Source organism: Allobosea sp. 2KB_26 (genome assembly GCF_052115715.1).
Classification (GTDB): Bacteria; Pseudomonadota; Alphaproteobacteria; order Rhizobiales; family Beijerinckiaceae; genus Allobosea.
This window is the reverse complement of record NZ_JBFRHE010000014.1, coordinates 54,008-66,278: the sequence shown is the minus strand read 5'-3', so window position 1 is coordinate 66,278 and position 12,271 is coordinate 54,008. Positions and strand designations below refer to the sequence as shown.

At 59.5% G+C, this 12,271-nt stretch carries 13 protein-coding genes and 2 pseudogenes; 6 read left to right on the top strand and 9 right to left on the bottom strand.

Annotated elements, in window-relative coordinates; translation table 11 throughout:
• Nucleotides 1–33 precede the first annotated feature (33 nt).
• From AB4099_RS27555 to AB4099_RS27545, 3 genes are read right to left on the bottom strand one after another with little or no spacing between them, the layout of a single operon-like run.
• Entirely contained in the window at nucleotides 34–1,053 is a 1,020-nt protein-coding gene (locus AB4099_RS27555; RefSeq protein WP_441480408.1) for an ABC transporter permease, read from the bottom strand.
• Between the two features lie 58 nt (nucleotides 1,054–1,111).
• Complete coding sequence (locus tag AB4099_RS27550; RefSeq protein ID WP_441480407.1) at nucleotides 1,112–2,698, bottom strand: ABC transporter substrate-binding protein; 1,587 nt, start codon at nucleotides 2,696–2,698, stop codon at nucleotides 1,112–1,114.
• Between the two features lie 50 nt (nucleotides 2,699–2,748).
• Nucleotides 2,749–2,976 (bottom strand): ABC transporter permease subunit, encoded by a 228-nt coding sequence (locus AB4099_RS27545; protein WP_441480463.1) that lies wholly within the window; start codon nucleotides 2,974–2,976, stop codon nucleotides 2,749–2,751.
• Here AB4099_RS27545 and AB4099_RS27540 point away from each other — a divergent pair.
• The 4 genes and pseudogenes from AB4099_RS27540 to AB4099_RS27525 form a co-directional block, all read left to right on the top strand.
• The gene (locus AB4099_RS27540; RefSeq protein WP_441480468.1) at nucleotides 2,920–3,114 is read left to right on the top strand and encodes a hypothetical protein; all 195 of its coding nucleotides are present in this window, start codon (nucleotides 2,920–2,922) and stop codon (nucleotides 3,112–3,114) included. The two genes, AB4099_RS27545 and AB4099_RS27540, sit on opposite strands and share 57 nt — an antisense overlap.
• A 6-nt stretch (nucleotides 3,115–3,120) precedes the next feature.
• Entirely contained in the window at nucleotides 3,121–3,912 is a 792-nt protein-coding gene (locus AB4099_RS27535) for an acetoacetate decarboxylase family protein (protein WP_441480406.1), read from the top strand.
• A complete protein-coding gene (locus AB4099_RS27530) occupies nucleotides 3,906–4,469 on the top strand; it encodes a GNAT family N-acetyltransferase (protein ID WP_441480405.1) in 564 nt (187 codons plus the stop codon). Before AB4099_RS27535 ends, AB4099_RS27530 begins: the two co-directional genes overlap by 7 nt.
• Before the next feature lie 87 nt (nucleotides 4,470–4,556).
• A pseudogene (locus AB4099_RS27525) lies at nucleotides 4,557–4,673 on the top strand (IS5/IS1182 family transposase); the annotation flags it as partial.
• Here AB4099_RS27525 and AB4099_RS27520 read toward each other — a convergent pair.
• Nucleotides 4,628–4,819: a hypothetical protein gene (locus tag AB4099_RS27520; RefSeq protein WP_441480467.1), complete on the bottom strand. Its 192-nt coding sequence runs from the start codon at nucleotides 4,817–4,819 to the stop codon at nucleotides 4,628–4,630. The pseudogene AB4099_RS27525 and the gene AB4099_RS27520 overlap by 46 nt on opposite strands.
• Between AB4099_RS27520 and AB4099_RS27515 the strand changes: the two genes are divergently transcribed.
• Entirely contained in the window at nucleotides 4,809–5,009 is a 201-nt protein-coding gene (locus AB4099_RS27515; RefSeq protein ID WP_441480404.1) for a hypothetical protein, read from the top strand. The genes AB4099_RS27520 and AB4099_RS27515 overlap by 11 nt on opposite strands.
• 186 nt (nucleotides 5,010–5,195) lie before the next feature.
• On the opposite strand, the gene AB4099_RS27510 is transcribed toward AB4099_RS27515, so the two are convergent.
• Nucleotides 5,196–6,815, bottom strand: coding sequence for an ABC transporter substrate-binding protein (locus AB4099_RS27510; protein WP_441480403.1), 1,620 nt, complete (start codon nucleotides 6,813–6,815; stop codon nucleotides 5,196–5,198).
• On the opposite strand from AB4099_RS27510, the gene AB4099_RS27505 reads away from it, so the two are divergent.
• On the top strand, nucleotides 6,815–7,222 hold the full coding sequence (locus tag AB4099_RS27505; RefSeq protein ID WP_441480402.1) for a hypothetical protein: 408 nt from the start codon (nucleotides 6,815–6,817) through the stop codon (nucleotides 7,220–7,222). The two genes, AB4099_RS27510 and AB4099_RS27505, sit on opposite strands and share 1 nt — an antisense overlap.
• A 236-nt stretch (nucleotides 7,223–7,458) precedes the next feature.
• On the opposite strand, the pseudogene AB4099_RS27500 reads toward AB4099_RS27505, so the two are convergent.
• The 4 genes and pseudogenes from AB4099_RS27500 to AB4099_RS27485 all read right to left on the bottom strand — a co-directional run.
• A pseudogene (locus AB4099_RS27500) lies at nucleotides 7,459–8,709 on the bottom strand (ATP-binding cassette domain-containing protein); the annotation flags it as partial.
• A 36-nt stretch (nucleotides 8,710–8,745) separates the two neighbouring features.
• Nucleotides 8,746–9,636 (bottom strand): ABC transporter permease, encoded by an 891-nt coding sequence (locus AB4099_RS27495; RefSeq protein ID WP_441480401.1) that lies wholly within the window; start codon nucleotides 9,634–9,636, stop codon nucleotides 8,746–8,748.
• Nucleotides 9,633–10,574 carry an ABC transporter permease gene (locus tag AB4099_RS27490; protein WP_441480400.1) on the bottom strand — a complete coding sequence of 314 codons (942 nt, stop codon included), beginning with the start codon at nucleotides 10,572–10,574 and terminating at the stop codon, nucleotides 9,633–9,635. The genes AB4099_RS27495 and AB4099_RS27490 overlap by 4 nt, the downstream gene beginning before the upstream one ends.
• Nucleotides 10,575–10,748: 174 nt before the next feature.
• Nucleotides 10,749–12,245, bottom strand: a complete 1,497-nt coding sequence (locus AB4099_RS27485; RefSeq protein ID WP_441480399.1) for a flavin-containing monooxygenase — start codon at nucleotides 12,243–12,245, stop codon at nucleotides 10,749–10,751.
• Nucleotides 12,246–12,271: the final 26 nt, after the last annotated feature.

Below are 12,271 nucleotides of genomic sequence, written 5' to 3'. Positions count from 1 at the left end.
GAGCCCCCGGAACGGTCGGCGACGCCAGCAAGCTCACGATCGGCTCCTGAGACGGGGGTCCATAATATGGTAGAGGAAGTCAGACATGCGATTGATCCCGATGAATACGGCGCCGGCCAGCAGCGTGCAGGCGACGACCGCATTGACGTCCCCCGACAGAAGCCCCGTCGTCAGGTAGCGGCCGAAGCCAGATAGAGCGAAGACGGTTTCAGTCAGGACCGCCCCTTCCAGCAGAAACCCGAAGCTCAGAGCCACGACCGTGATCAATGGAACGAGCGTATTGCGAAAAGCATGACGCCAGATCGCTACGCGCAACGAGGCCCCCTTGGCTCTGACGGCGACGATATATTCCTGACTAAGTTGTTCGATCATGAAATTGCGGGTCATCCGGGCGATGAACGCTCCCGATGACAAGCCCAGCACGCTCGCAGGCATGACCAGATGAAGCATGCCATCGCGCGCCACGTCCCACTCCCCCGCGATGAGTGCATCCAAGACCACCGCTCCCGTTATGGGATCGACCAATCCGACATTAGCGATCGAGAGCCGCCCAGGTCCCGGCAGCCAGCCGAGCTTCGCATAGAACAGGATCAGTGCCATCAAGCCGAGCCAGAAGGTCGGTACCGAATACCCCAACAGGCCAACGACCCGCGCGACGTTGTCGATCCAGCCTCCCCGATTGGCCGCAGCGACGACACCCAGCCCTACTCCGATGACCATGGCGATGACGATGGCGAAGACCGCGAGTTCAATGGTCGCCGGGAAGACCCGAAGGATATCGCTCGAGACCGAATTGCCTGTAACGACAGACTTGCCGAAATCCCCTTGCGCGACCTGGCCGAGGTAAATCACGAACTGTTCTGGCAGCGGCTTGTCGAGGCCCAGCCTGGCGCGCACCATCTCGTAGGTGGCTCGGTCTGCCTGATCCCCCACAATAGCGCGCGCCGGATCAGACGGAACCAGACGCACCAAGAAAAACACCAGGATGGCGAGTCCGAGAAGCGTCGCGAGCGCGGCGGCGAGTTCGCGGCCGAGCAACGGCAGGATTCGCATGGCGGTTGATCTGCGGGAGGGCGTACCCGGCGAGAACTGATTACCTGTCGCCATCGGCCTACTTGCCCACGCTAGCGAAATAGAGGGCCATGCCGTCCAGCGTCACGCTCGTCACGCTTGCGCTGACAACCACGTTGTCGATGCTGGCGAACATATTCACCACCGGCGAGGCATCCCTGTAGATCCTCTGCGCCTGAGCATACAGGTTCGATCGTTTGGACGCGTCCGCCTCGACTCTGGCCTCCAGCACAAGATCGTTAAACGCCTTTGGAGTCGGCCAGGCGGCGCGCCAGGGTAACGACGCGAAATTCTTGGCTTCGTCGCTGTTGTCCCGGTTCATCGCCATCATCAGGTTATTGTCGGCGGTCGGTGCGCCCATCAGGTAGCGCCCCGTCGAGATCTCGTATGCGCGCGACTGCATCAGGTCGAACAACCGTGAATCCGTCATCGGCACGAGCTCGATCTGGAAGCCAATCTTGGCCGCATTCGCCTGAACACTCTGGGCGACATCGATAAATGGAGAGTAGTTGGCGACGTGCATCTGCTTGCGGAGGTTGGACTTGCCTGCCTCCGCCAGAAGCGTTCTGGCGCGATCGAGATCGAGAGCGTAGGGCTGTTCGGCTTCCGACAAGGCGTCGGAGGCGCCTGGCGGTACGACGCTCTGGCTGGTCTTCACGATGCCCTTGAGCACCGTCTGCTCCAGGGTCTTGTAATCGACCAGGTACTTGAACGCCTCGACGACCTTCGGATTGCTGAGATCGGGATCTTTTTGATTGAGGACGAAGTAGTGCACACGGTTCTGCACGGCCGACACGATGCGGACGGACTTGTTCCCTCCCATCGCCCGCAAATCCGGCGCCGAAATATTGCGGGCCATATCGACATCGCCCTTTTCGACCAACAGGCGCTGCGCGCCTGGTTCTATCACATTGCGGAGAATGACCCGCTTCATAGCGGGCTTGCTGCCCCAATATGAGTCATTGCGGTCCAGAACGATCTGCTCCTTGGGGGCGAAGCTCCGCAGCTTGTATGGCCCCGAGCAAGCGGTTTGGTTGCGTAGCCAAGCGTTGCCGTTGTCGCCATTGACGGCGCGCTTGCTGAGCTCCACGCTGTCGAGGATGCCCGCCGAGACGTGGGAGAGCACAGCCTCCATCAAAGCCTGTGCCCCCGGTTGAGGAAATGTGATCACAATCTCGTGATCACCAGAGGCCTTGACTGCGGCATCGACGGTGCCGGCGTCGATGCCCCACTGGCGCCAAAGCGTCGCATACGGGCCGTTTGACTTGACCAGTCGACGCAGTGACCATTCGACGTCCCGGGCGGTCAGGGGATTTCCGCTGGTAAAGGAAACCCCTCTTCGCAGGCGGATGGATAAGGCCTTTTTATCGTCCGACAGAGTGGCGGCCTCGGCAAGCACCGGCACGACCTGACCGGGATTTCCCGGCTTCGGCGCGTAGAGCGTGTCGCAGATGCTACGGAGAGCATCCATCGTATAGATTTCAATGGTTTCCGCAGGGTCGAAGGTTTTCCAACCCTCGTTGTTCCAAGCGACGACGAACGTGTCCTTCGGCGTTCCCGCTTTTGCCGGCCCCGTCGCAAGGGCAGACAATGCGAATGCCAGAAGGACGTGCTTTGACCCCTTCATGATACCATCCCCTTAATACCTCATTCGATTTAGATATGTGATCACATATTTCAAAGATTGACAACACCCTTCCAGCTTCGACCGAGAGAGCTGTGCCGTGCAGCCATGCCAATCACGGCAACAAGCGACGTATCCTTGAAGGCACTGATGAGAATATTGACCTGCGAGGGTATCGTTAGTGTCACCGCCCGTGGCAGGAGGACGAGGCCCAAGGCCTGCCGATGGCTGAGCCCGAGGGCCTTTGCCGCATCAAGTTGCCCTCGGGGGATTGCCTGCAGCCCGCCGCGGATGACCTCTGCGAGGTGGCCAGCGAAGAACAAGCAGAAGGCGATCTGGGCTCTCACGAGTTTGCTGATCACCATGTCGCCGGTCAGAATGATCGCTTTTCTATTATGCGATATGTGATCACGATTTAGGCGAACTTGTCTGCGTTGAAAGCGAAAGGCGACATCTTATGGCGTTTGATCTCCGTCCCGGGCAATTTTACCGCATGCCGGTGTTTTTTGGTCCGTTCCGAGGCCCCCGCCAGCGGCCTAAGTGGGCGGACATTCGATTTCTCGCAGACGCCTAGGCGCAAGGTGGCCGGCGTTCGCTTCCTGAGTAACGCCAAGCAGCTGCAGGCGCTGCCTCCGAAGGGTTTCAGAGTTTGGAGCGAGCCCGTCGTCACCATTGAGATTGGTTACATGACTGATATCGGATGGTTAGCCGGCCGCGGGTACAACATGTGCGATGTGAGATTCGAAGCAGTTTATGAGGGGAAAGGCGAACCAATTTACGGGACTCTTGTCCTTGCCCGGTGGGAAAACCTCGCCGATCCCATTGTCTCGGGCCGAGAAGAGCTGGGGCACAACAAGATCTATTGCGAAATTCCTGAGATGAGAACGCTCGACGGGAATTTCATGGCGACAATGAGCTGGTTGTCCACGCCGTTCCTGGACGTCAGCCTCAGCGATCTCATCGACCATTCGGCTCCATCACGCGATCCCCGACACGCCGGCATGCTGTCGTACAAGTATATTCCCAAGACGGGAGAGTGGAGACAGTACGACGTAGGGTACGCAACTCTCTCGCCGCATGCCGCGGGACCGATCACCACACTGACGCGCAAGGAAGGCTCCGGCAACCCGTGCTACGATTCATGCGTTGTCAAGCGTTCTCAAGATTTCTACAGCTGCCCTGATTGTAATCGACAGAGGAATGAGAAAGCATGTTAAGCACCGAACGCCTCGTGTTACGGCCTTGGCAAGCCAATGGCGCGTCGAGTCTTTATAAGTATGCGAGCGACGAACGAGTCGGTCCCATTGCGGGCTGGCCCGCCCATACCAGCGTCGCGCATAGTCTCGAGGTCATCGATAAGGTCTTCTCGCACCCGGAGGTCTATGCCGTGGCGCTGAAAGAGGACAACATCGCCATAGGCTTGGTCGGGCTGCTAATCGGCAAAAACAGCAATTTCGACATCGCCGACGATGAGGCTGAGGTTGCTTACTGGATCGGCGTGCCTTTCTGGGGGCAGGGATTGATCCCAGAAGCCGTCAAGGAGGTGATGCGGCATGCCTTTGAAAACCTGAACGTCCACGCCTTGTGGTGTGGTTACTCTGCCGACAATGAAAAATCACTCAAGGTTCAGGCCAAATGCGGCTTCAGGCACCACCACACTGAGGAAAAAAAGTTCAACCAGTTTATGGACGACTATCGGACCGAGCACATCAGCCGCATCACCAAGGAAGAATGGCTTGCAGGGCAGTGGATAGGGATAGCGACGGCGCCATAAAAGCGCTTGAAAATGCTTCATTTCAGGGTCCTCTGCCTTAATCGCGAAGACCGTCGGGAAGCGCCTACGAGACTGGTCGCGGTAGCCGCCGGGCAGGACAAGACGAAATTCCGAGGCCGCGACCGCGTCGGACGGGCCTTCACCTTCAGCGCCGCCGCCTACAATCTGGTGCGATTGCCGAAGCTCATGGCCGCGTCGAGATGAGTGTGCCAGCGCACTGCCAGTTGATCGGCCGTTGGCGGATCGTCGACGCCGATCTGTGGGATCGCGGCTATCTCGACCTGGTCGCGCCTGCCGCTGTCGTCATCGCCGCCGACAACCGTGGCGAGATTCGGGGCGATGCAGGCCAACCTCGACCTCTCCTACAGCCCCTCCATGGTCTTCTTCACATGGGCCGGCTTCGACGAGATGGACGAGATCACCGGCGATGGCTCCGCCGAACTGCTCGACGACGGCGCGATCGAGATCACCTTCACGTATCACAATGGCGACAAGGCAATCCTCAAGGCCAAACGGCAGCCTTCTTCAACAGCCTGCTAGACAAGCCTCCGAAGAGGCAGGCGCTGCGCCATTAGACCACCAGGCGCTACGAACGGACTTCGGCGGCCTTGCACGGTACCCGCCGCTGACTCGCCCTCAAGCGACGCGATGGATCGCGAAATCCATCGCCCCGAACCAAGCAATTCTCCACCGAGTATTCAATAAGTCCTAACCCGATGACGACACTCAAACACGCCGAATATTCCAAGAAACGGGACGTGGCCTAAGAATCCCGGTTAAGTTTCTGCGATATGCGGTGTCAATGAAAAATTGCCCAAGAGGTATGGATGGAGAATCGCGAAAGGCGATAGATTGCATCTTCTGAACAATGTTTTTTCTCTCATCCTCACTGTCGCTGGTTAGCCATCTATCGTTGAGGTCTTCGACGTCTTTGCTTTCATACCACCCTGTCCAACCGTTCGCTCCTAGACCCCGTAGCGTATTGTTCGTCGGCGGAATCATTATAGACAAGCCACCCCACCACGTATGGTAGACGTTCCATCCGCCCTTGTCGGCAGGCCCTCGGTTCTGAACCCTAGCTAGAGTGCTTCCCCAATCGGTGTCGATCAACTCGACATTCATATCCATGCTCTTGAGCAACTCGTACGTAATGTGACCGAGTGGCGCGATGGTCGGAAAATCAGCCGGATTGACGATGACGATTTTTTCACCATTGTACCCTTCTGTCGCGAGTTCGGCCTTGGCTGCACGAGTATCAATTCTATTTTGCGCCTGCGGTCCGCCCGACAGATATTCGTATCCCTTTCCGCACGGGAAAAACGATTCACATTCACCATACCTATTCTTATCTCCCCCAGTGATGGCGATCAGGTAATCAGTCTGTTTGACGGCCTTCAATATGATGCGCCGCAGCGCGGGATTATTGAACGGAGGAATTGTCGAATTAAACCGCATGAAGGGAATGGAACCAAAAGGGTCGAGGCGCGATACCGTGATATTCTTGTCTCGCCTTACGAGCTCCGACAGGTCAGGATGGACCTGATCCCACCAGTCAACTTCGCCCGCCTGAAGCGCGGCTGCCGCAGTAGCCGCATCGGGAAGAACGGTCCATTCTACACGCGGCAGATGGACGACCTTACCTCCGGAAGTGCCTTGTGGCGCCTCCTGCCGAGGCCTGTACTGCTCGAATTTTTGATAAACGACTCGACTACCGGGTACATGCTCTCTGGCAATGAACCGATAAGGCCCAGAGCCGATCATCTCTGTGATCGGCTTCGAAGGATCTATCGCGGCAAGACGTTCCGGGAAAATGAACGGAACGAACGGCGACATCTTAGCCAACGCCAATGGCAACAGCGGAAAGCGACGCTTGAGACGAAAACGGAATGTCCGATCATCTGCAGTTTCGATAGAGTTTACAAATCTGCTCAAATCTTTGCCGAACAGGTCTTTCACCATCCATCGCTTGATGCTGGCGACACAATCCCTGGCGAGGACGGGTTCCCCGTCGTGGAACAGCAAGCCCTCCCGCAGGCGTATCGCCCAGGTCAGCCCATCGTCTGAGACGCTGTGACCTTCGGCCATCTGCGGCTGAGGCTGCATATGATCATCCAGGCCGTACAGCGTATCGAAAACGTGAAAGCCGTGCTGGCTGGTCACGGCGGCAGTGCTGAAGGACGGGTCGAGAACTGCTAACGCCGCCTGGGGAACAAAGCGTAACGTCTGCGATCGCGCCGATTGAGCGAGCGCGGGCATAGGTAGCGCCGAGGCGAGCGCTCCAGCGACAAATGAACGGCGATCCGCCCGAAAAGGAGGACTCCACGTCCGGTTACGATGATCAGCCATTGAACCCCTCCATTCAGCTCATTAATCAACTTGATGAACCATATGATCAGACTAAAATCAAGAGAACCAAATGGTTCATATCGTGCGAACTCCGAGACAACCTCAGGCAGGAAGCTCCTCCGAGCGATCGCGCGGCAAGAGCGACGAAAGCGATTGCTGAAGCTTACGGCGGGTCTGTCGTAGCCAGCGGCGAGGCGTTTCCAGATTTTGAGTTCTGGGACCATCCGCTCGAAGACGTTTCGCTTCCGACGGGCTACGCGGTTGCGGGGACAGAGGGCGTTTCGGATCGCGCGGCCGGGCATGGCGGCCTGAATGCACCTGTCGCCCGGGCCGGTTTGAGCCAACTCGCGGTTATTGCGAAGCAATCCAGCCGACGCGGTGCCTTGCAACGTTGCTCGCTACGCTAGCGAACACGCAGGAGTGTCGGCTCAGGCGGCGACCGCCTCGATCACCTCTTTCTCTATTCCGGACCTCAGATCATCACGGCGTGGCCTGGCGAGACCTCGCGGAAGATGCGCTCCGGCGGCACGAAATCGGCGGCGCGCACCGGGCTCTTGATCTCGTCGTTGGAGGGCGGGGTCTTCTCGTGACGGCGGGTCGGATCGGCGATCGGCACGGCGGCGAGAAGGCGCTTGGTGTAGGTCAGGAGCGGCTCGGCGATCGCGGCGCCGACATTCATGCGTGGGTTCAGCGATGCGAAGGGATCCTGGAAGATCATCTGCATGCGCTTGCGCTGCTCGCGCAGGTCAGCCTGGCTGAGCTGCAGCACATCGACGCCATCGAGCAGAACCGAGCCGGTTTTTGGTTCGATCAGGCGCATCACGGAACGTCCGGTGGTCGACTTGCCGCAGCCGGACTCACCGACCAGGGCCAACGTCTCGCCGGCCTGCACGCTGAAGGAGACGTTCTCGACCGCGTGAACGCGGCCGCTGACGCGGCCCAGAATGCCGGAGCGGATGTCGAAGCGTGTCGTCAGCTTGCTGACCTCGAGCACCGGCTGCTCGCGGACCTCGACGGTGTCGGGGGTCTCGCTCGGCGCGTCGGATTCGCCGGTCAGGCGGTCGACGACGGGGAAGCGCATCGGGCGCGAATGGCCTTCCATCGAGCCGAGCTTCGGCACGGCCGACAACAGCGAACGCGTATAGGGATGTTTGGCGCGCGCGAAAATGTCCTCGGTGCCGCCGGTCTCCACCGCCTCGCCATTATACATCACGACAGTGCGGTCGGCGATTTCGGCGACGACGCCCATGTCATGGGTGATAAAGAGGACGGACATGCCTTCCTCCTCCTGCAACATCTTAATCAGTTGCAGGATCTGGGCCTGGATCGTCACGTCGAGAGCGGTCGTCGGCTCGTCGGCGATCAGAAGCTTAGGCTTGCAGGCTAGCGCCATCGCGATCATCACGCGCTGGCGCATGCCGCCCGAGAAGCGGTGCGGATATTCGTTGAAGCGCGACTTCGCAGCCGGGATGCGCACCTTCTCGAGCAGGCGCACGGTTTCGGCCTCGGCCTCCGAGCGCGACATGCCGCGGTGCAGGATCAGCGATTCCGAGATCTGGAAGCCGATCGTCAGCACCGGGTTCAGCGACGTCATCGGCTCCTGGAAGATCATCGCCATGTCGTTGCCGCGGATGCGACGCATATCGGAGTCCGGCAAGGTCAGGAGTTCCTTGCCGGCCAGCTTGACCGAGCCCTCGGCCTTGCTGTTGCCCGAAGGCGTCAGGCGCATGATCGACAGCGCGGTCACGCTCTTGCCCGACCCGGACTCGCCGACCACGGCCACCGTTTCCTTCGGCGCGATGCTGAAGGAGACGCCCTTAACTACAGGCCTCCACTGCCCCTCGACCCGGAACGATGTCACCAGATCCGAGACCGAGAGAATTGGAACGATCATAGAAGGCACTCTAACCCAACAAGATGAATGACGAACTCAAAGTGTCTTTGCGAATCTCGGATCCAGCGCGTCGCGCATGCCGTCGCCGAGGAGATTGACTGCGAGAATGGTGATCGAGAGGAACAGCGCCGGGAAGAGGATGATGTGCGGCCTGATCTGCCAGAGCGCCCGCCCCTCCGCCATGATGTTGCCCCAGGATGGGATGGCCGGCGGCACGCCTGCGCCGATGAAGGACAGCACCGCCTCGATGATCATGGCCGACGCGCAGATATAGGTCGCCTGCACGGTCATTGGCGCGATAGTGTTGGGCAGGATGTGCCGGACAATGATGCGCGGTGCGCGCGCGCCACAAGCCACAGCCGCCTCGACATAGGGCTGCTCGCGCAGCGAGAGCACGACGCCACGCACGAGACGTGCCACACGTGGGATCTCGGCAATGGTGATCGCGATAATAACGTTACCGACTGAGGCCCGCGTCAGCGCCATCAGGGCGATAGCGAGCAGGATTGGCGGGATCGACATCATGCCGTCGATGACGCGCATGATGACGCCATCGGCCCAGCGCACGAAGCCGGCGAAGAGCCCAATCGCGAGCCCGAGACCCGAAGCGATAACCGCTACGCTGAAGCCGACGATCAGCGAGACCCGTGTGCCGTAGACAACGCGCGAGTAAATGTCGCGACCGAGCATGTCGGTGCCGAACCAGTACAGCTCCGACGGCATGAGGGTGCGCCGGGCCGGCGAGATCGAGGTGGGATCGACCGTGCCGAGCCAAGGCGCAAACAGCGCGACCAGGATCATCAGCATCATCAAGATGCCGCCGATGGCGACAGCCGGATGTTTGCGAAAATAGGAGCGCTTGCGCAGCGGAGCCGCAGGCTCGGTGACGGCCAGCGGGCCGGCGGAGGGGGTGGACTGGACTGTCAATACCGGATCCTCGGATCGACCAGCGTGTAGATGAGATCCACAGCCAAGTTCACGAGCACGTAGACGAAGGAAAAGATCAGCACGACGCCCTGGATCACCGGGTAGTCGCGGCGAAGGATCGCATCGAGGGTGAGCCGTCCCAGCCCCGGGATGGCGAAGACGCTCTCGGTGACGACGGCGCCGCCGATCAGGAGCGCGACACCGATGCCGATGACCGTGACGATCGGCACCGCCGCGTTTTTCAGCGCATGGACGAAGAGCACATTACGCTGCTCGACGCCCTTGGCGCTGGCGGTGCGGACATAGTCCTGCTGCAGCACCTCGAGCATGGTCGCCCGGGTGATGCGGGCGATGAGCGCGATGTAGACCGAGCCGAGCGTGATCGCGGGCAGGATCAGGTTCCGCAGCCAGGGCCAGAGCCCCTCGGACAGCGAGGTGTAACCCTGCACCGGCAGCCAATCGAGCTTGAGTGCGAAGACATAAGCCAGCAAATAGCCGATCACGAAGACCGGGATCGAGAACCCGAGCACCGCGAAAGCGACGACACAGCGGTCGATCCAGGTTCCGGCCTTCCAGGCGGCGAGCACGCCCATCGGGACCGCGACGACGATCGCCAGGATCAGCGTCAGCAGCATCAGCGACACGGTCGGCTCGATGCGTTGGCCGATCAACTGCGTCACTGGCAGCGCTGTGAAGATCGAGGTCCCGAGATCGCCCTGCAGCACCCGGAAGAACCATTCTCCGAAGCGCACCAGATAAGGCTGATCGAGCCCCAGGCTCTGCCGGATCTTTTCGACATCCGCCGGAGAGGCCTGATCTCCCGCGATCACCGCCGCCGGATCGCCGGGCGCGATGTATAGCAGCGAGAACACAAACAGGGCAACGAAACACATAACAGGTATCGTCGCGATAACTCGCCTTATGATGAAGGAAAGCAACAGCTTTCTCCCCTTTTATTTTAGATTAGCGCTGCTTGCTAAGTGATAAACTCAAGAGAATTAATATATCCACTCGGCTGCAGCTCGCATTTAGGCTCCCTGCACGTGCAGGGGCGCGGCGATTTCGACCGACGCTCTAGACGTTAGAGTGGCAGCTCCCGACCGATACCATCGTCATATTTGGCTCTCGGTCGCACGCTCATCATAACCGCGCGACGAGAAGCTGCCGTTCTCCGCTCGAAACTGGCGCATAAAATCGGGCCACAATGCCGTCAATTTGCCGCTAGTCGGATGCAGGTACCAGCTCTTGCAGCCTCCGGCGACCCAGACCGTGCCTTGGCTGCGTGAATCGATGCTTCCTACGTAGTCACGTTGAGCCTCTGCATTAGGTTCGATGACGATCTGCCGCTCCAAGAGGTGGTTGAGTGCTTCTCGAATATAGTTCGTCTGGGTTTCCGCCATGAAGACCATCGAACCTGCACCAAGCCCGGTGTTGGGGCCCAACATCATGAAGAAGTTCGGAAATCCTGTCATCGAGGCACAGGCGAACGCTTCTGGACCGCTGCGCCAGCTCTCGGCCAGCGTTGTACCTTGGCAACCGTGAATGACCTCCGCGATCGGCAGATCGGTCGCCTCGAAGCCGGTCGCGAGGATGATGGCATCGAATTCATACGAGACACCATCTCGCGTGACGACGCCGTTTTCGATGCCCCGCTCGATGCCTGACGTCTCCAGCGATACGTTCGGCCTCTGCAATGCGGGATAGTAGTCATTGGAGATCAGGATCCGCTTGCAACCGATCTCGTAATCCGGCGTCACCTTTCTCTTTAGTTCGGGGTCCTGCACCTGCGCATCGAGATGCGTCTGCGCCATGGTCGACACGATGCTAATGAAGCTGGGCACCCGTCGCCGCTGCAGGAAACGTCCCTCGTTGAACCAGAACAGCTCGTCCCGGAGTTGCTGTGCCGCCTGGGGAAGCCGCGCGAACATTCTTTGCTCGGCCGCGCTGTAGGCAGGATCACGGCGAGGCACGACGTAGGGCGCGGAGCGCTGAAACACGGTAAGACTGTCAACTACCTTGGCAAGTTCTGGCACGATCTGGATGGCCGAGGCCCCGGTGCCGACCACTCCGACCCTTTTTCGGGCAAGGTCGAGCGAGTGGTCCCATTGAGCCGAGTGCATGATTCGTCCGCGATACGAATCGAGTCCTTCGATCTCTGGGAACGCGGGATCGGAAAGATGCCCCGCGGCAGAAACCAGGGCCTTTGCGAGATAAGGACCCTGTTCGGTTTCCACACGCCATAGCGAACGTGTCTCGTCCCATGCGGCTCGCTTGACTTTCGTTCCGAAATGAATGTGCGGTCTCACGCCTTCGTCATTGGCAGCGCTTTGCAGATAGGCGAAGATTTCAGGCTGCTTCGCGTAGACGCTTTTCCAATCCGCCTTTTGGCGGAATGAGTAAGAGTACAGGTGCGAGGGAATGTCACAGGCGGCTCCCGGATACGTGTTGTCGCGCCATGTGCCTCCGACATCCGCACCTCGCTCCAGCACCACGAAACGGTGCCGCTGCTCGCGCTTCAGCGCGATAGCAAGGCCAAGCCCGGAGAAGCCGCTGCCAATGACAATGACGTCATAGATCGAGTCTTCGTCGCGTGTTCTGGTGGACGTCATGGCAAAATTTCCTTGCTCGATCTTCG